Annotated in this window: 19 protein-coding genes; 10 read left to right on the forward strand and 9 right to left on the reverse strand. The window is 66.9% G+C overall.

What is annotated here, in order from left to right; genetic code table 11:
• Positions 1 to 295: 295 nt before the first annotated feature.
• On the forward strand, positions 296 to 772 hold the full coding sequence (locus tag BMZ17_RS17180; protein ID WP_093141551.1) for an Lrp/AsnC family transcriptional regulator: 477 nt from the start codon (positions 296 to 298) through the stop codon (positions 770 to 772).
• Between the two features lie 9 nt (positions 773 to 781).
• Here the strand turns inward: BMZ17_RS17180 and BMZ17_RS17185 are convergent, their stop codons facing one another.
• The 7 genes from BMZ17_RS17185 to BMZ17_RS17215 all read right to left on the reverse strand — a co-directional run bounded on the left by BMZ17_RS17185 (position 782) and on the right by BMZ17_RS17215 (position 6,699).
• Complete coding sequence (locus BMZ17_RS17185) at positions 782 to 2,146, reverse strand: Hsp70 family protein (RefSeq protein ID WP_093141556.1); 1,365 nt, start codon at positions 2,144 to 2,146, stop codon at positions 782 to 784.
• 181 nt (positions 2,147 to 2,327) lie between these two features.
• Complete coding sequence (locus BMZ17_RS17190; protein WP_093141561.1) at positions 2,328 to 2,750, reverse strand: hypothetical protein; 423 nt, start codon at positions 2,748 to 2,750, stop codon at positions 2,328 to 2,330.
• Between the two features lie 121 nt (positions 2,751 to 2,871).
• Entirely contained in the window at positions 2,872 to 4,026 is a 1,155-nt protein-coding gene (locus tag BMZ17_RS17195; RefSeq protein ID WP_093141567.1) for an aldo/keto reductase, read from the reverse strand.
• A gap of 120 nt (positions 4,027 to 4,146) precedes the next feature.
• Entirely contained in the window at positions 4,147 to 4,407 is a 261-nt protein-coding gene (locus BMZ17_RS17200) for an SHOCT domain-containing protein (RefSeq protein ID WP_093142359.1), read from the reverse strand.
• A gap of 177 nt (positions 4,408 to 4,584) precedes the next feature.
• Complete coding sequence (locus tag BMZ17_RS17205) at positions 4,585 to 4,923, reverse strand: hypothetical protein (RefSeq protein ID WP_139202994.1); 339 nt, start codon at positions 4,921 to 4,923, stop codon at positions 4,585 to 4,587.
• 144 nt (positions 4,924 to 5,067) lie between these two features.
• The gene (locus BMZ17_RS17210; protein ID WP_093141577.1) at positions 5,068 to 5,394 is read right to left on the reverse strand and encodes a hypothetical protein; all 327 of its coding nucleotides are present in this window, start codon (positions 5,392 to 5,394) and stop codon (positions 5,068 to 5,070) included.
• A 69-nt stretch (positions 5,395 to 5,463) separates the two neighbouring features.
• Positions 5,464 to 6,699, reverse strand: a complete 1,236-nt coding sequence (locus tag BMZ17_RS17215; protein ID WP_093141582.1) for a dipeptidase — start codon at positions 6,697 to 6,699, stop codon at positions 5,464 to 5,466.
• Between the two features lie 205 nt (positions 6,700 to 6,904).
• On the opposite strand from BMZ17_RS17215, the gene BMZ17_RS17220 reads away from it, so the two are divergent.
• The 3 genes from BMZ17_RS17220 to BMZ17_RS17230 are packed head-to-tail and all read left to right on the forward strand — an operon-like array spanning position 6,905 to position 9,320.
• Positions 6,905 to 7,498, forward strand: a complete 594-nt coding sequence (locus BMZ17_RS17220; RefSeq protein ID WP_093141587.1) for a hypothetical protein — start codon at positions 6,905 to 6,907, stop codon at positions 7,496 to 7,498.
• A gap of 18 nt (positions 7,499 to 7,516) precedes the next feature.
• On the forward strand, positions 7,517 to 8,929 hold the full coding sequence (locus BMZ17_RS17225; protein ID WP_093141590.1) for an XVIPCD domain-containing protein: 1,413 nt from the start codon (positions 7,517 to 7,519) through the stop codon (positions 8,927 to 8,929).
• A 31-nt stretch (positions 8,930 to 8,960) separates the two neighbouring features.
• Positions 8,961 to 9,320, forward strand: a complete 360-nt coding sequence (locus tag BMZ17_RS17230; RefSeq protein WP_093141594.1) for a VOC family protein — start codon at positions 8,961 to 8,963, stop codon at positions 9,318 to 9,320.
• 21 nt (positions 9,321 to 9,341) lie between these two features.
• On the opposite strand, the gene BMZ17_RS17235 is transcribed toward BMZ17_RS17230, so the two are convergent.
• Entirely contained in the window at positions 9,342 to 10,508 is a 1,167-nt protein-coding gene (locus BMZ17_RS17235; RefSeq protein WP_093141599.1) for a class I SAM-dependent rRNA methyltransferase, read from the reverse strand.
• Between the two features lie 414 nt (positions 10,509 to 10,922).
• On the opposite strand from BMZ17_RS17235, the gene BMZ17_RS17240 reads away from it, so the two are divergent.
• The 6 genes from BMZ17_RS17240 to BMZ17_RS17265 all read left to right on the forward strand — a co-directional run bounded on the left by BMZ17_RS17240 (position 10,923) and on the right by BMZ17_RS17265 (position 16,190).
• Positions 10,923 to 13,154 (forward strand): NADP-dependent isocitrate dehydrogenase, encoded by a 2,232-nt coding sequence (locus BMZ17_RS17240; protein ID WP_093141604.1) that lies wholly within the window; start codon positions 10,923 to 10,925, stop codon positions 13,152 to 13,154.
• 112 nt (positions 13,155 to 13,266) lie between these two features.
• Positions 13,267 to 13,611, forward strand: a complete 345-nt coding sequence (locus BMZ17_RS17245) for a gamma-glutamylcyclotransferase family protein (protein WP_093141609.1) — start codon at positions 13,267 to 13,269, stop codon at positions 13,609 to 13,611.
• Between the two features lie 229 nt (positions 13,612 to 13,840).
• A complete protein-coding gene (locus BMZ17_RS17250) occupies positions 13,841 to 14,824 on the forward strand; it encodes a hypothetical protein (RefSeq protein ID WP_093141613.1) in 984 nt (327 codons plus the stop codon).
• A complete protein-coding gene (locus BMZ17_RS17255) occupies positions 14,821 to 15,366 on the forward strand; it encodes a GTP-binding protein (RefSeq protein ID WP_093141617.1) in 546 nt (181 codons plus the stop codon). The genes BMZ17_RS17250 and BMZ17_RS17255 overlap by 4 nt, the downstream gene beginning before the upstream one ends.
• Positions 15,359 to 15,757: a roadblock/LC7 domain-containing protein gene (locus BMZ17_RS17260; protein WP_093141621.1), complete on the forward strand. Its 399-nt coding sequence runs from the start codon at positions 15,359 to 15,361 to the stop codon at positions 15,755 to 15,757. Before BMZ17_RS17255 ends, BMZ17_RS17260 begins: the two co-directional genes overlap by 8 nt.
• A 106-nt stretch (positions 15,758 to 15,863) precedes the next feature.
• Positions 15,864 to 16,190, forward strand: coding sequence for a hypothetical protein (locus BMZ17_RS17265; RefSeq protein ID WP_217645848.1), 327 nt, complete (start codon positions 15,864 to 15,866; stop codon positions 16,188 to 16,190).
• A 57-nt stretch (positions 16,191 to 16,247) separates the two neighbouring features.
• On the opposite strand, the gene BMZ17_RS17270 is transcribed toward BMZ17_RS17265, so the two are convergent.
• Positions 16,248 to 16,646 carry a VOC family protein gene (locus BMZ17_RS17270; protein WP_093141632.1) on the reverse strand — a complete coding sequence of 133 codons (399 nt, stop codon included), beginning with the start codon at positions 16,644 to 16,646 and terminating at the stop codon, positions 16,248 to 16,250.
• Positions 16,647 to 16,687 lie beyond the last annotated feature (41 nt).

Here is a 16,687-nt window from a genome sequence, read left to right on the forward strand (position 1 = left end):
GTTGGCGGGTTGCGGGGACATCCGGTTTCCCCGTGGGCCGGCGGCGATCTCCCCATCGCGCCGGCAGCGAACTCCTGCTGTGCAGCAGTAGTAGGTGAAATCCAAAATCGCGTCCAGCAGAAACCACGGAGGGCTGAAATCTCACAATCCACTGAAATTCAAGGGAATTTATTTCGATCTCGCCGCAGGAACGGTGGGTTACCATGGGCAATAACGCAGGATCTGCAGCCTGCACCTGCCAATTGCGCACATCGTGCAGTGCGGTCGCGGCCGCTTTCACCGGAAACCCCTCGCCATGTCCAGCAAATCGCCCGACCGCACCGACCTGAAGATCCTCGATGTGCTGCAGCAGGATGCACGGATCACCAACCAGGCCCTGTCCGAACGCGTCGCGCTCTCGCCCAGCGCCTGCCTGGCGCGGGTGCGGGCGCTGGAAGAGCGCGGCCTGATCCGCAGCTATCGCGCGCACGTGGCGGTAGACCGGATCCGCTCGGCCACGATCGTGCTGGCGCAGGTGACCTTCAAGCAGCACGCGCTGGAGGAATTCACCGAGTTCGACCACCGCATCCTGGCCATGCCCGAGGTGGTCGAGGCCAGCCGCGTGTCCGGCTCCTACGACTACCTGCTGCGGGTGATCGTGCACGACGTGCACCACTGGAAGGACATCGCCCGCTCGCTGCTGGGCGGCGATTACGGGGTGGAGAAGATCGTCTCCCACTTCCTCATGGACGAGGTCAAGCCGTTCTCCGGCTATCCGCTGACCGCGGCCTGAGACGCGCCTTCAGTGGCCGCGTGCGGCGGCCAGCGCCAGGCCCTGCACCACGCCGAACGACGGATCGCCGTGGACCAGGCGCGAACGCGGGAAGGCTTCGGCCGTGGCCTGGCGCACGTACGGCGCGCGCGACATGCCACCGGTGAGGAACACCGCATCGGGATCGTGTCCGATATCGGCGGCCACCTGCGCCAGCAGTGCGCGCATCTCGCTCAGGAAACCGCCGGCGGCAATGGCCAGCCCGTCGGCCTGCAGCGGCGCCACCAGGCCGGCTTCGATGTAGTCCAGCGTGGCCACGTGCGTGGGCGCGGTGCTCAGCGCGATCTTGCTGCGCTCCACCCCGCGCGACAGGCGCGCGGTGTTGCCGGTGTCCTGCAGCGAGATCAAGCGATCGCGGAACGGCTGCGGCACCTTGTCGCCGAACTTGGCCCGGGTGAAATCGCGCTGGCGGGTGAGGTCGTGCACGGTCGCCGCATCGGTGTAGTGGTGGTTGGGCACGCGGGTGACGCCGCGGCCGAACAGCGGCATGAAGCCGGCCAGGCTCAAGGCCAGGTCGATATCGGTGCCACCGCGCGCGATGCCCCAGGCGCGACGCACGCGCGGCGCCTGCTGCCCGCCGACATCGGCATGGGCCACGTCGGTGGTGCCACCGCCGATGTCCACCACCACCACTTCATGGCGTGTATCGCTGGCCGCGTGGTGGCGCATCGCCGCAGCCGAGGGTTCTTCGAGGAAATCCACCGCATCGAAGCCGGCCGCCAGCGCCGCCTCGTGCAGGATGTCCAGCGCCTGCGTATTGCCGCCATCGCCCATCGAACTGCGGAACTGCACCGGCCGGCCCAGCGTGGCCGCGCGCACCGGCTGGCCCAGCTGGCGCTGCGCGGTCAGGCGGATGTGTTCCAGGATGTGGGTGGCGATACCGGTGATGGTCTGGCGCGCGCGCGGATGCAGGTCGTAGCCCAGCATCGACTTGGGGCTCTGCACCAGGTTGCCCTCGCCCTCGGCGAAATAGGCGTCCAGCGCGTCCTCGCCGTAGACCGCGTTCTGCAGCAACGCCGCTGAACTGCGCGGCTCGCGCATCTGCGCTTCCATCCACTCGCGGCGCACCACCCGCAGCGCGGCCGCGCGCAGGGCCGCGTCGGTGCGGACCTGGCCCAGCGCCTGCGCCTCGCGACGGCCGGCGTCGACCAGCTGCTCCAGCTGGAACTCCTGCGCGCTGGTCAGCTTGAAGTCGTCCGCTTCGCGCATCACCTCGGGGAAGTACACCGAGGTCTTGAACTGCGCGTCGTCGCCGAACTGCACCGGCACGATCGCCCCATCCACCACCGCGGCCGCGGCCGAGTTGCTGGTGCCGAAATCGATGCCGAGCTTCATGGCCAAGGCCGTGCCTGTGCTTAAGGGCCGCGCACTGTGCCGCAGCCCTCGGCAATGTGCAAACCGGTGCGCCGGAGTCGAACGCGTGCTCTTGCGGCTTGTCGCGAGCGCCGCAAGCCTGCGTGGACGGCGGGTTGACGCCAAACGGGACGCGCGCCCGTTTGCGCCTTGTCCCGCGCGGTTACACCAGCCAACGGCGCTGGATGCCGCGGCGCGCCAGCAGGAGCAACGCGATCCCGATCACCAGCACCAGCGACTGCATGACCACCGCCACCGGCCCGGCCAGGTGCGCGCCGTCCACCAGCACGAACAGGCCGATGTCCTGCACCACGATGCCGATCAGCGAGATCACCAGCAGCCACAATGCCCATGCCCGGCCCAGCAGCAGGCCGATGCAACCCAGCGCGCCGCCCAGGACCGCGGCTGCAGTGGCCGCGATCGCCCAGGCCGGGCGCGCCGCATAAAGCGCCTGCTGCGCCTGCGGAAGTTGGGCGATGTCCTCCGGCGACAGCTGCAGGTCCGCCGCGAACGCCAGGCAGCCCAGCAGGTTCCACAGCAACGCAACGACGGCAACCCCCTTGAACCAACGCGGTGAAGTCTTCATCCGACGCTCCATGGCCGGCCGGGAAGGCCGGGGTCTCGACGCGCGGAGCATAGCGCTGTGGGCCACGCGCAACGCTGGTCCATCTTGGACGTGGAAACGTCGCGGAGCGGCGCCCGCGCGATCAGGCGCTGCGCGGCACCGGCGCCTCGGCGGTGATCACCTTCGCCCGGCGCAGGTCCTCCCAGAACGCGGCCGGGATCGCCACCCGCATCGACTCGGCATTGGCCGCCGCCTGCGCCGCATTGCGCGCGCCGGGAATGATCGAAGACACGAGCGTCGGTGCGGCCGCAAACTGCAGCGCGGCGGTGCGCAGGTCTACGCCGTGGCGCTGGGCGATCTCACCGGCCAGGCGGCGCTTCTCCGCCGCGCCTTTGGGCACCGGGCGGCCACCGTAGAGATAGCGCTCGCGCCCGACCAGATAGCCGGCCAGCAGCGGCGATCCCACCATTACCGACACATCGCGCGCCTGTAGTTTGGGGAAGGTCTCGCGCAGCGCTTGGTCGTGATCCAGCAGCGAGTACTGGCAGGCCAGCAGCATCATGTCCGGGTCGGCGACCTCAATCGCGCGTAGCGCCGGCTGCGGCGTGTTGACGCCCATGCCCCAGGCCTTGATCAGCCCTTCTTCGCGCATCCTAGTCAACTCGGGGAAGGCGCCTTTTTCGGCCTGGGTGAAGTACTCGGTCCAGCGCGCGCCCATGTCGCCATTGTCCGGCGACAGGTCGTGCACGTAGACGATATCCAGCCGCGACACGCCCAGCCGCTGCAGGCTGTCTTCCACGCTGCGACGCACGCCGGCCGCGCTGTAGTCGTAGCGATAGTCGAACGGCGAGGGCTGCTTCCAGCTGGTTTTCGACGGCGCGCTGCTGGCGGTGAGCACGCGCCCGATCTTGGTCGACAGCACATACGCATCGCGCGGCTGGTTGCTCAGGAAATGCCCGAAGCGCCGTTCGCTCAACCCCAGTCCGTACCACGGCGACGTATCGAAGGTGCGCATGCCGCCGTCCCACGCCGCCTGCAGCATCGCGTCGATGTCCTGCGGCGTGTTGGCCTGGAAGTTGTTACCCGCCGGCGCCCCGCCCTGGCCGATGCGCGTGACCGGCACGAAGCGCTTGAACGTGCCGGGTGCATTGATCGGCATGGGCAGCGCGCCGCGTGCGCCCTGCGTGGGCACCACCGCCCCGATCTTCGCCTCGCCGCTTTGCGCCATCAGCGGGGCCGCCGCGAACAGGGCCGAACCCGCGGCCGCGGCCGCCAGGAAATCGCGTCGTGTGTTCATGCACGTGCTCCTTGTGGGGGAAGCACGAGTCTTCAATCGCCGGCCCAACGCGAGGGTGAAACCGGCATGACAATCAGGTCACGGGCGATGCTCGCGACGATCGATTGCGCCGGCCGCTCGCTAGATGGCTTGCAGGATGGCCGTGCGCTGTGCGGTGTATTCGGCCTCGTTGATGAGACCTTTCGCATACAGGTCCTGCAGCGCGTTCAAGCGTTGCTCGGGCGTGGCGTGCGGAACCATCATCTGGCAATGCGCTTGAGTACCTGCAGGAACCTGCCGTTTCGTTGCACGGATCACCAACCACACGATCAGGCCGATGGCGACTGGAATTCCCAAGACGATCAGCACGACGATCCAGTGCCAGATGCTCAATCCACCCACGCTGCGCACTCCTTTGCATGCCCCACTGCCGAGAACCTTCGATGGGCGTCGAAGGGCTGAAGGCCAGATTGAACCACCTTGCTGCGATCGGTTCTAGCTGCCCACAAAATACGCCACTGCCGCGAGGCATCCATCAAAAGCTATGTCCTGCGCAATGGCCTTGGCCCGATTCCGCACTCAGCCGGCTTTCCCGCTCCCCGCAGCGTTCGCGGCAGGCCAGTAACCCACAACGAACGAGCACGCGCGATCCACCAGCAGGCAAGCCAACACGCTCGTCGCCCACGCGCCGAGGAACATGTCTTCGGCAAAGGCCATCGCCAGGACCAGCAGTGCGATGCAGCCAAGCCAGCCCAGCACGGTCGCCGTTCGCGTCGAAGTGCCTGCCCGCGCGGCACGCGACCGCAGGATGCCCATCACGCTCCCAAGGCCAAGCCCGAGCAACGTCAGCCACCATGGCTTGGGCGTGGTGGTCGCAAATGCCGCGACCCACCCGGACAGCAGGATGGCGATGACCAAGATCCGGCCCACCCTCTTCATGGCCTCACGCACCGCAACAGACGCCCCGTGTCGCAACAGGAGATGCTGCCGATCCACCGCGACGCGACGTCTGCATGCATTGCGGGAAGACTGCTCAAAGCTGCTTTCGATGCGGCCTGAAGCTCAGTCATCCACGCGCTCCCGCCACGGTTCTTCCGGCGCAAGGCGATACCAGTGCCGCCAGCCATAGCGATAGGCAGGCTGGAGATACGGGCCGCGCACGATCTGTTCCTTGGTCTCCGAAGCCGCTGCATTGCCCAGCAGATAGACCGCCGCCGCGTGCGGCGCGACGCGCGTGTGCGGCACCAGCGAGAGCTGACGATCCACCAGCGCCGCGGCGCTTTCTACCGAGTGCGCCTGGACCAGGAAGCAGGTGTCCGGGCCATCCGGGCCGCCGGTCAGCGGATGCGCCGCATCATTCCCCCAGCGGATGACTTCCAGTAACAGCATGGTCGGCCCTGATGCTTCTATTGAAGCGCGGCGCCCGGCACGAAGCCACGGGCGCCGCACGCTTGCGCCTTACTTGGGCTGCTTGGCCGCCCAGTCCTGCGCCTGCTGCATCACGCGCAGCACGTTGCCGCCCCAGATGCCGGCGATCTGCTTTTCGGTGTAACCCTTGCGCAGCAGCCAGGCGGTGATCTTGGGCAGGTCGGAGACATCTTCCATGCCTTCCACGCCGCCGCCGCCGTCCCAGTCCATGCCGATGCCGACGTGTTCGGGGCCGATCAGCTTGAGCGTGTGTTCCAGATGTTCCAGAAAGTCATCCAGCGTCGCGTGCTTGACCGGGTATTTGGCATCCAGCGCCTTCAGGTCCGCGGTGAGCTGCGCGCCATCGGCGACCTTCATGTGCTCCCAATCGCCGTACTTGCCCATCAGCGCGCCCTCGGCGGTTTTGCGCTCGGCGCTGGCGCCGTTGTCGATCAGGTAGCCGCTGTAGGAGTTCATCTGGATCACGCCGCCGTGCTTGGCCAGCACTTTCAGGCGGGCATCGTCGATGTTGCGCGGATGATCGTGCACGGCGCGCGCGCCGCTGTGCGAGAGCAGGATCGGCACCGGCGACATCGCGATCAGCTGGTCGAACACCTCATCGGAGGCATGCGACTGATCGATGACGATCCCGAGCTTCTGCGCGTCCTGGACCAGCTGTTTGCCGGCCGGGCTCAGGCCATGCCATTCCGGGCCCTTCGGATCGGTGGCCGAATCGGCGAACTCGTTGTTGAGGAAGTGCGCCGTGCTCATCAGGCGCAGACCCTGCTTGTAATAGAACGACAGCAGTGACGGATCGGCCACCAGCGGGCTGGCGTTCTCCATGCTGATGTAGACGATGCGCTTGCCCTCGCCCTTGATGCGCGCCGCATCGGCCGGCGTGGTCGCTTCCTCGAACTTGTCCGGATGCGCGGCCAGCAGCTGGTGGATCACAGACAGGCGCTGCAGGCCGTCATCGCGATCTTCCAGGTGCGCCTTGGCACTGCGATCGGTCTGCCCGGTGTAGACCGCCCAGAAGCCGCCATCCAGCGCGCCGGCCACCATGCGCGGGTAGTCCACCTGCGACAGCTTGTTGTCCGGGTGCGCTGCCAGGATGTCGAAGTCCGCCCGCTCGAAATTGGCCGGCGTATCCAGATGCGAATCCAGCGTCACCAGCTTCTTCTGCAGCGCCGTGGCCCGGGCCAGCTCGGCCTGGGTGAACTCCACCGCCGCCGCCTGGCCAGCTGCCAGCGACAACGCAACGAACAGGGAAAGACCGCGCAGTTTCATGGTGTCTCGAAAGGGGGTGAGGGTGATCCGATCATAGGGGCAATGCACGGCGGCGTGCGCGCTGACAAAGGCTTTTTGGCGCTGGCGAAATGTTGACCACCGCGCGGGCCAGGTTGCAGGGTCGCCGGCCAGGTGGTTCACTCGCCGGGCGCTCCTGTCCAGATGGCTGCGCGCAAGGCATTGCTGCATGAGGATCACCCGCCGCATGAGCCCTACCCGTTCCATTACGTTCCTGCTGGCCACCTGCATGGCGCTGCCAGCGTGTTCGCATGCCCCGCTGTCCAAGCCTTCCAAGGAGGAACCCGCCATGACCACTGCCACACCCACGGCCGCGCCCAGGCTGGACGCGTCGCTTGCGCTGCAGCGCGTACTCGACCTGATCGGCGATAGCCAGGGACTGGCTGACCTGACGCCTGCGCACATCAGCCAGAAACTAGGCGTGCCGATGGAAGGCGCACGCAATGGCAGCGCGCGCTATGGCTTCGGTGAGTCGCTCAACGCGCAATGGACCTACGGTGTGAGCCTGGATGCCACCGCGCCAGGCGCAGCGAAGTTCGAGTTCAGCTTCAACCCTTCGCAGGCCGATGCACCGATGACGGGCATCTGCCAAATGGATTACGACGCCTTCACCGCGAAACTGGAGGCACTTGGATTCAAGCGCACGCCATATAGCGCCGAGCACGGACGGTTTGTGAGTGAGTGGTTCGACAAGCCGGGCCTGCGGGTCAGCGTGTACCCGCAGGGCGAAACCGCAGAAGCGGCCGCCCATCGTTGCGTCCGCATGGTGACCATTCCCTAAAGGCCAAGGAGTGCCGACATGCCATTGTCCAAGGAAGCCCAGGGATTGCTGGATGAATTCGCCAAGCAGCCTGGCGTCAGCGCCGACCACGCCAGCAACCTCACCAGCATCATCAACAATTCCCCCGCCCTGGTGAGCCAGATCAACGAGGCGGTCAAGCAAGGCCACCTCAAGCACATCGTGCCCTTGCCCGTCGGCACAAACGCCGGTGGCGAGTACAACGGCACCGATAAGGAAATGCGCCTGCCGCTCTCCGTGCTGGCCAGCCCGCCTGCGGGTGTCCCGTTCGACGCGGGCGAGCCCACCTTTGTCCTGGGCCACGAGCTGCAGCATGGCTTCAACCACGCCGCGACCGAAAAAGCCACGAATGACTTCATCGCCGGCGCCAAGACCGTCGCCGAAGGCAAGGGACCCACGCACGACTACACGCCCGTCTTGGGCACCCTGATCGCTGCCAACCGGCGCGACGAGGCTGGTGCCGAAGTGGCCGGCTGGAACGCGCTGGTCGGCATGGTCCAGCACACCAAGCCCAATGCGACGCTTGAAGATGTCTACACGGCCAGTCCGTTCCGCGCAGCAGATTTCATCGACCGTGCCGGCACCGCGCCCAACTACACCTACACCGCCAAGCCCAACATCAGCCTGGATGCCAACCTGCACATGCAGCCGACTGCGGCCAATGTGGAGGCGATGGGCAAGAACTACTTCGATCATTCTCCAGCGCGGGCCAGGCTTGGCCACCATGGCAACTCCGACTACGCCAACTATTACGGCGCCTGGGGCACCGGCGTGATTGTTCAGTCCGAGCGCGCCTACGGCGATGGCAAGGCGCAGCTACAGATGAACCTGCAGCAGCTGCACCTCAGTGAAAACCTGATGGAGCAGAACGGCATCCACCTGGGCAGCGATACCCGGCCGATGCCCTATCAGGACACCAGCACCACGCCGCCGACCGCGCATCATTTCGACCACACCGCGACCACGTTCACCCATGTGCCGATCGTGTTCGAAGGGGTCAGGACACCTGGCGTCATCCCGGAACGCAACGGCGCAGACCAGCCCAGCCACCCGGACCACGCCCTCTTCAAGCAGATCGAGGCCGGCGTCTCCGCGCAGGGTTACGGCCATGGCGAGGACACCAACCGCATGAGCCACAGCCTGCTTGCCCTGGCCAAGGAGCAAGGCTTGAGCCGCGTGGACCACGTGATGCTCGGGCGCGACGCGGGCGATGGAAGCAGCGCCAGGGTGTTCCTGGTGGAGGGCGGCCTGCAGGATCCCGCCCAGCGCCGGGCCTCGATGGAGGTCGCCCAGGCCCTTCAAACACCGCAGGCGGTTTCTGCACAAAAGATCGAGGAGATCAACGCAAGCCGAACCCTCGCACCCCAGACCACGTCGGCGCCGGCCCAGGAGCCGGCACGCGTGACGCTGTAGACCGGATTCGCATCACGACCAGGTGGCCGTCATGTTCAAGAACCTGATCCCCAAGCTCTTCTATGACCGGTTGGATGACGGGCTGGCCTTCTTCGTCGATGCGCTGGGGTTTGAGCTGCTGTATCGGGACGACGCCATGGCGGTCATCGCCCGCGACGGCGCCAAGGCCTACGTTGTCGCCAGCCCCGAATACGCCGCCAAGGACCGACCCGAGCTGGGCATCGAGGTGGACGATGTCGACGCGGTGTATCTCGAAATGGCCGCTCGTGCGCCGCTGCTGCTGCATCCCAATGCACGCACGGTGCAGCTCAAGCCGTGGGGCGCGCGCGAGTTCGCAATGCTGGACGCGACCACGGTCTGCGTAAACTTCCGCGAATGGCCCAAGGCCTGAGCCCAGGGCCCTCATCGCGGATCAGAACACCCGGCAGAACACCGCCTTGAGGTAGCGCGATTCCTGGACGTGGGCCATGAAGGGGTGGTCGGGGCCGGCGCCGGAGACCTTGAGGATCTGGATCGTGCGGCCGGAGAAGTAGGCCGCGCGGCGCAGCATGTCCAGGAACTGGTCTTCGGCCACCAGGCCGGTGCAGGAGAACGTGGCCAGCAGGCCGCCCGGCTTGACCACGCCCAGGGCCAGCTTGTTCATGTCCAGGTATTTCTTGAGCGCGGCGATGACCTGCTCGCGGTCGCGGGTCATCTTGGCCGGGTCCAGGATCACCATGTCGTAGGCATCGCCCCGGGCGGCGGCGTCGCGCAGGTAGGGGAAGATGTCGGCCTGGACGAACTTGGGCCGCACGCCGTTGAGCTTGGCATTGCCCTTGGCAATGGCGATCACGTCCTCGTCGATGTCCACGCCGATGACTTCGCTGGCGCCACGCGCGGCGGCGTACACGGCAAAGCCGCCGGTATTGCAGCACAGGTCCAGCACGGTCTTGCCGGCCGCGTGCTGGCTCAGCCACTGGCGGTTCTCGCGCTGGTCGGCGAAGAAGCCGGTCTTGTGCGCGCCGGCCGGGTCGGCACGGAACTTCACGCCGTACTCGGTGATGACCTCGGCCTCGGTGCCGGAGGTACTGTGGAAGTCGAAGCTCTCCTGCTTCTGCACGTGTTCTTCGGCGAAGGCATGGAAGCGGCAGCCCGGGAACTGCGCGCGCAGCGCCTCGAAGATCCATTCGCGATGGCGGAACATGCCCGCTGCGAAGAACTCGACCACGATCAGGTCGCCGTAGCGGTCCACCACCAGGCCGGACAGTCCATCGCCCTCGCTGTGGACCACGCGCCAGGCGTCGGACACCTCGTCCAGCTTCAGCACCTCGCGGCGCAGCGACACCGCCTGGGCGATCTTGTCGTGGAACCAGGCCTGGTCCACCTGCACATCCGGATCGGTTTCCAGGATGCGCACGGCGATGCGCGAGTGGCCGTTGTAGAACCCGCGGCCCACCCAGTCGTTGTCCACGCCGAACACGTCGACGATGGTGCCGGGCTTGGGCTTCTGCGGCGGCTTGTCCACCAGTTTCTGGAAGATCCAAGGATGGCTGGAACGCCAGGCGTTCTTCAGGCGGACGGCGGGATTGGGCATATTCATCGGCCTATTGTAAGAGGCGCGCGGCCTGCGGACGATTTTCCGCACGCTGATCAGGCCACCGAATTGCGCCACTTGTGGGAGCCGCTTCAGCGGCTATGACGCTTTCCCCGGAAAAGGCCCTTTCGTCGCTGAAGCAGCTCCCACAAGCGATGTCAGACGATTTCGCCGGCAACCAAATCGCCGCAAACACACGCTGAAACACAGCAACCCGCGCCAGACGCCGCCGTCGCTTTGCCCTGTCACGCGCCAGCGGCGACAATGGCGCGCTTGGCCGCTCACGGCCCCGACTGCGCAAGGAACCTGCTGCAGGCCCGGCCTTGATGCCAGCGGCACGCTGTTTTCGCGCATCCCCCGATCCGCACCGGCGTGCTCCGCGCTTTCCATTCCCGCATCCGCAAGAGAGACAGATCCCGCATGTCCAGCACGCCCAAGATCATCTACACGCTGACCGACGAAGCGCCCTTCCTCGCCACCCAGTCCCTGCTGCCCATCGTCGATGCCTACACCGACACCGCCGGCATCGTGGTCGAGACCCGCGACATCTCCCTGGCCGGCCGCATCCTGGCCCAGTTCCCGGACCTGCTGAGCGCCGAGCAGAAGATCGCCGACGACCTGACCGAGCTGGGCGAACTGGCCACCACGCCGGAAGCCAACATCATCAAGCTGCCCAACATCTCGGCCTCGGTGCCGCAGCTCAAGGCCGCGATCAAGGAACTCCAGGACCATGGCTACCCGCTGCCGGCCTACCCGGACGAGCCCAAGACCGACGCCGAGAAAGACATCAAGGCCCGCTACGACCGCACCAAGGGCAGCGCAGTGAACCCGGTGCTGCGCGAAGGCAACTCCGACCGCCGCGCGCCGCTGTCGGTGAAGAACTACGCCCGCAAGCACCCGCACCGCATGGGCAAGTGGTCGACCGAGTCCAAGACCCACGTGTCGCACATGGAATCAGGTGACTTCTTCGGCAGCGAAAAGTCGACCACGATCGCCGAGGCCGGCGCGCTGAAGATCAGCTTCGTCGGCGCCGATGGCACCACCACCGTCCTCAAGGACAAGGTGGCGGTGAAGGCCGGCGAGATCGTCGATGCCGCGGTGATGAGCAAGAAGGCGCTTGCCAGCTTCATCGATACGCAGATCGCCGATGCCAAGGCCCAGGGCGTGCTGTTCTCCGTGCACCTGAAGGCCACGATGATGAAGGTCTCCGACCCGGTGCTGTTCGGCATCGTGGTGGGCGAGTTCTACAAGGACGTGCTGGCCAAGCACGGCGCCGCGCTGAAGTCGGTAGGCTTCGACGCCAACAACGGCATCGGCGACCTGTATTCGGTGATCGCCAAACTGCCGGCCGACCAGGCCGAGGCGATCAAGGCCGACGTGGACGCCGAATACGCCAAGCGCCCGGCACTGGCGATGGTCAACTCCGACAAGGGCATCACCAACCTGCACGTGCCGTCGGACGTGATCATCGACGCCTCGATGCCGGCGATGATCCGCGACAGCGGCAAGATGTGGAACGCCAAGGGCGAGCTGCAGGACACCAAGGCGGTGATCCCGGATCGCTGCTACGCCGGCGTGTACCAGGCCACCATCGACGACTGCCGCGAACACGGCGCGTTCGACCCGGCCACGATGGGCTCGGTGCCCAACGTGGGCCTGATGGCGCAGAAGGCCGAGGAATACGGCAGCCACGACAAGACCTTCCAGATCGCCGGCGACGGCAAGGTCGTGGTGACCGACGCTTCGGGCGCGACGGTGTTCGAGCACGCGGTGGAAACCGGCGACCTGTGGCGCATGTGCCAGGTCAAGGACGCGCCGATCCAGGACTGGGTCAAGCTGGCCGTCACCCGCGCGCGCCTGAGCGAGACCCCGGCCGTGTTCTGGCTGGACAAGGCCCGCGCGCACGACGCGCAGGTGATCGCCAAGGTCGAAACGTATCTGAAGGACCACGACACCAGCGGCCTGGACATCCGCATCCTGCCGCCGCTGGAAGCCACCAAGTTCTCGCTGGCGCGCATCCGCAAGGGCCAGGACACCATCTCGGTGACCGGCAACGTGCTGCGCGACTACCTGACCGATCTGTTCCCGATCATGGAGCTGGGCACCAGCGCCAAGATGCTCTCCATCGTGCCGCTGATGGCCGGCGGCGGCCTGTTCGAGACCGGCGCCGGTGGTTCGGCGCCCAAGCACGTGCAGCAGTTCGTCGAGGAGGGCTACCTGCGCTGGGATTCGCTGGGTGAATTCCTGGCCCTGGCCGCCTCGCTGGAACACCTGGGCCAGACCTACGACAACGCCGCCGCGACCGCGCTGGCCAAGGCGCTGGACGTGGCCAACGGCAAGTTCCTGGACAGCAACAAGTCCCCGGCACGCAAGGTCGGCGAGATCGACAACCGCGGCAGCCACTTCTTCCTGGCGCTGTACTGGGCCCAGGCCCTTGCCGCACAGGACGAACACGCCGAGCTGAAGTCCAAGTTCACCCAGCTGGCCAAGACCCTGACCGAGCAGGAAGCCACCATCGTCGGCGAGCTCAATGGTGCGCAGGGTGCGCCGCAGGACATCGGCGGCTACTACCACCCGGACCTGGCCAAGTGCGCCGTGGCCATGCGCCCGAGCAAGACCTTCAACGACGCACTGGCGCTGCTGGGTAAGTAAGCCTGCCCATGTGGTGATGCAGCGGGCCGTCTTTCCCTGGAAAGGCGGCCCGTTCTTTCTTCAACCGACTGAATTTTGTGGGGCCGCTTCACGCCCACACGCCTTCGACCCCATGACCGACACGATCCACCTGCTGTTTTCCTACGGCACCCTGCAACTGGCCTCGGTCCAGCAGGCGCAGTTCGGCCGCCTGCTCACCGGCCGCGCCGATGCCCTGCCCGGCTACGCCCGCAGCCTGGTGGAGATCACCGACCCGCACGTGTTGGCCGCCAGCGGCGAGCGCTTCCATCCCATCGTCGCCCACACCGGCAATCCGGACGACGCGGTGGACGGCATGGTGTTCGAAGTCACCGCCGCCGAGCTGCAGTCGGCCGACGATTACGAAGTGGACGACTACGCACGCGTGGCAGTGATGCTGGCCTCGGGCGTGGAAGCCTGGGTGTACGTGCAGGCCTGAGCGCGGCCTCGCCATCAAGGGACAGCTTGCTGGTGCGGCATCCAAAGCACTCGATCCCGCGAACCCGCCTGTCCGAGAGAACACATGACGCCTTCCGCGGCAGTGACATGAACTGCGCGCTGGATCACCACCTGCCCCAAAGGCGCTGCCCTACGCTATCGCCCTAAAAGGCCGCCAAGGGGTTGCGGCCGGCAAGGCGTGGCGCGCGGCGCAATGGGGAAAGGACAGCGTGACCAAGGTGTTGATCATGGGCTCGGACCTGCGGGGCGAGTTGGCCCTGCTGCAGCGGTTGCAGGCCGTGGCGCAGACGCCGGGGTTGTCGCTGAGCCTGTGCCACGATTTCGCCGATTGCGACCTGCTGGTCGTGCGTGACGATGCCAGCCTGCGCAGCGCCGCCCAGCGCATCGTGGCCAACCATCCGTGGCTGCCGATGTGGTCGCTACATGCCGACGGGCGCCTGTCCGATGCCCTGGCCGAGCCGCAGGCGCCGCTGGACGACCACCACATCCGCACCGTGCTGCAGCGGCTGCACGTGATCGCGCGCTCGCACGCGCCGTCGTCCGCCAACGCTGCCGAATCGACCGTGCATGAGCCGCTGGGCCTGGCCTTGCGCAAGCGCCTGGCGTCGGCCGATACCGTGGCGGCGCTGACCCTGGACGGGCGCGACCTGCTGCTGCTCGACTTCCGCCGGTTGCTGGCGATCACGCCACCCGGCGCCACGGGCCCTGACGACACGCCGGCGCAGGTGCTGGGCCGCGAGTTCGCAAGGCTGTCGCTACGCACGCTGCCGCCGGCGCGCTATTCGACCCTGTTCGTCGACCTGCCCAGCCTGCCGATGATTCCGCTGCTGTGGCAGGCGGCCTTGCGCATGGCCGTGGTGCCGGAGCTGTTGCCGCCGCTGCATGAAGGCTGCCAGCTCAAGCTGGCGCGCTGGCCGGACTTCCGCGTGCTGGCGCATCGGCATGACGATTTCCGCCTGTGCTCGCTGCTGCTGCGCCGCGCCTGCACGGTGCTGGAGGCCAGCCACGCGCTCGGCGTGGACCCGGGCGCGGTGCGCGCCTTCTTCAATGCCGCCTGGCTGTCCGGCTATGCCCAGGTGGAAGCGGAAAGCGCGGTGGCCCCCCCGCCACCGCCCACACGCCAGCGCGGCCCGGGCGCGTTGCTGGCCAGCATGTGGCGCGGCGTCCGTCGTGCCCGCGGAGGATCGGCGTGAAGGAACACAAGATCGTGGTGATGGGCTCGATGGGCGCGGGCAAGTCCACGCTGGTCCGCACCGTGGCCAACGGCAAGGTGGTGGATACCGACGTGCGTAACACCGACGCCAGCTTGGCCAAGGCACTGACCACGGTGGCGATGGACTACGCCGATGTCGATCTGCCCAATGGCGATCGCCTGCGCCTGGTCGGCACGCCGGGGCAGGCGCGGTTCGACTTCATCTGGCCGATCCTGCTGGCTGGCGCGGCCGGCGTGGTGGTGCTGGTCGATGGCGCCAGCGTGGAGGCCACGCACCAGTTCGACACCTACCTGGACGCGTTGGCCACGCATGCGCCGCAGGTGCCGGCGGTGGTGGGCATCTCGCGCCTGGACCTGAATCCCGAGGCCGACCTGGGCGTGTTCTACGCACGCCTGGAACGCCGTGGCCGGCCGCTGCCGGTCTTGCCGCTTGATGCAAGACAGTCCGAGCAGATCCTGATGGTGATGGACATCCTGATGAGCGAGATCGAATCCACCGAACTGGTCGGCCCCCATGGCTGACGGCCTGCCCGCCCCGCAGCGCGAGCGGCTGCAGGTCCAGCTGCAGGCCTTCGCCGAGGAGGTCGGCGGCGTGCGCTGCGCGGTGGTGTCCAGCGTGGATGGCTTCGCCCTGGCCGTGGCCAACGGCGAGCCCGGCAGCGGCGAGCGCCTGGCGGCGATGACCAGCTCGATGCTGGCGCTGGCCGCGGCGGTCGGGCGAGAACTGGCGCTGGGCCACCTGGAATCGCTGCTGGCCGAGGCCAGCGAAGGCAAGGTGGTGATGCTGGCCATTCCCGCGCCCACGCCGCTGCTGCTGATGGCCGCCTGCGAGCGCCGCATCCTCACCGGCAACGTGCTGTGGGCCGCGCGCGCCTGCAGCCAGCGCATGGCCCAGGACCTCAGCGGGCCGTGAGCCGCCCGCGTCGCTTCCACCGGCTCACACGATCGTCGTCCCTGCGTCACCACCCAATCCAACGAGGTTCAACGTGGCCAACCTGAAAGACTCGCTCGACGCCCTGATGCAGGTGGACGGCGCACAGGCCGTCGCCCTGGTCGACTACACCAGCGGCATGCTGCTGGGCTCGGCCGGCGGCGGCATCGACCTGGAGCTGGCCGCGGCCGGCAACACCGAGGTCATCCGCGCCAAGATGAAGACCGCCAGCTCGCTCAAGCTCAACGACAACATCGAGGACATCCTGATTTCGCTGGGCAAGGCGTACCACATCATGCGGCCCATTGCGTCCAAGCCCGGGCTGTTCTTCTACGTCGTACTGGACCGCAGCCGCTCCAACCTGGCGATGGCCCGCCGCGCGGTGCTGGATGCGGAGCTGCATCTGGAGATGTGATGGTCATGCCCTCCCTTTCGCCGCGAGCGAAGGGGAAGGGCGAAACCGAAGCGCAGCTCAAGCCAGGTTGAGCTGCCAGCTCACGCCGAACCGGTCGGCCAGCCAGCCGAAGCGCTGGCTGAAGCCATAGTTGTCCAGCGGCATCATCGCGGTGCCGCCTTCGATCAAGGCGGCCCAGGCGCGTTCGAGTTCCTCCGCATCCTGGCATTCGACGAACAACGACATCGATGGCGTGAAGCCGAACGCGTGCTTGGCCGGCGAATCGATGCAGGCCAGCGCTTGGCCGGCCACGGTGAAACGCGCGCGCACCACGCTGCCTTCCTTGCCCGGCCCTTGCGCGCCGTAGCGGGTGATCTCCTCGATCCGCGAATCGGCGAACAGCGATACGTACAACGTCATCGCCGCCTCGGCATCGTGGTCCTGGAACATCAATTGCGGGATCAGGGACTTGGCCATCGCTGGGCTGCCTCAAGCATCGTGGAAGAAGAACATCGCCT

Origin of the sequence: Pseudoxanthomonas sp. GM95 (assembly GCF_900109775.1) — a bacterium.
In the GTDB taxonomy this organism is placed as follows: domain Bacteria; phylum Pseudomonadota; class Gammaproteobacteria; order Xanthomonadales; family Xanthomonadaceae; genus Pseudoxanthomonas_A.

Excerpts from the sequence above, each read along its gene's own strand:
- BMZ17_RS17180 (WP_093141551.1), top strand. The coding sequence starts at position 296 with ATGTCCAGCAAATCGCCCGACCGCACCGACCTGAAGATCCTCGATGTG.
- BMZ17_RS17185 (WP_093141556.1), bottom strand. The coding sequence starts at position 2,146 with ATGAAGCTCGGCATCGATTTCGGCACCAGCAACTCGGCCGCGGCCGCG.
- BMZ17_RS17190 (WP_093141561.1), bottom strand. The coding sequence starts at position 2,750 with ATGAAGACTTCACCGCGTTGGTTCAAGGGGGTTGCCGTCGTTGCGTTG.
- BMZ17_RS17195 (WP_093141567.1), bottom strand. The coding sequence starts at position 4,026 with ATGAACACACGACGCGATTTCCTGGCGGCCGCGGCCGCGGGTTCGGCC.
- BMZ17_RS17210 (WP_093141577.1), bottom strand. The coding sequence starts at position 5,394 with ATGCTGTTACTGGAAGTCATCCGCTGGGGGAATGATGCGGCGCATCCG.
- BMZ17_RS17215 (WP_093141582.1), bottom strand. The coding sequence starts at position 6,699 with ATGAAACTGCGCGGTCTTTCCCTGTTCGTTGCGTTGTCGCTGGCAGCT.
- BMZ17_RS17220 (WP_093141587.1), top strand. The coding sequence starts at position 6,905 with ATGAGCCCTACCCGTTCCATTACGTTCCTGCTGGCCACCTGCATGGCG.
- BMZ17_RS17225 (WP_093141590.1), top strand. The coding sequence starts at position 7,517 with ATGCCATTGTCCAAGGAAGCCCAGGGATTGCTGGATGAATTCGCCAAG.
- BMZ17_RS17230 (WP_093141594.1), top strand. The coding sequence starts at position 8,961 with ATGTTCAAGAACCTGATCCCCAAGCTCTTCTATGACCGGTTGGATGAC.
- BMZ17_RS17235 (WP_093141599.1), bottom strand. The coding sequence starts at position 10,508 with ATGAATATGCCCAATCCCGCCGTCCGCCTGAAGAACGCCTGGCGTTCC.
- BMZ17_RS17240 (WP_093141604.1), top strand. The coding sequence starts at position 10,923 with ATGTCCAGCACGCCCAAGATCATCTACACGCTGACCGACGAAGCGCCC.
- BMZ17_RS17245 (WP_093141609.1), top strand. The coding sequence starts at position 13,267 with ATGACCGACACGATCCACCTGCTGTTTTCCTACGGCACCCTGCAACTG.
- BMZ17_RS17260 (WP_093141621.1), top strand. The coding sequence starts at position 15,359 with ATGGCTGACGGCCTGCCCGCCCCGCAGCGCGAGCGGCTGCAGGTCCAG.
- BMZ17_RS17265 (WP_217645848.1), top strand. The coding sequence starts at position 15,864 with ATGCAGGTGGACGGCGCACAGGCCGTCGCCCTGGTCGACTACACCAGC.
- BMZ17_RS17270 (WP_093141632.1), bottom strand. The coding sequence starts at position 16,646 with ATGGCCAAGTCCCTGATCCCGCAATTGATGTTCCAGGACCACGATGCC.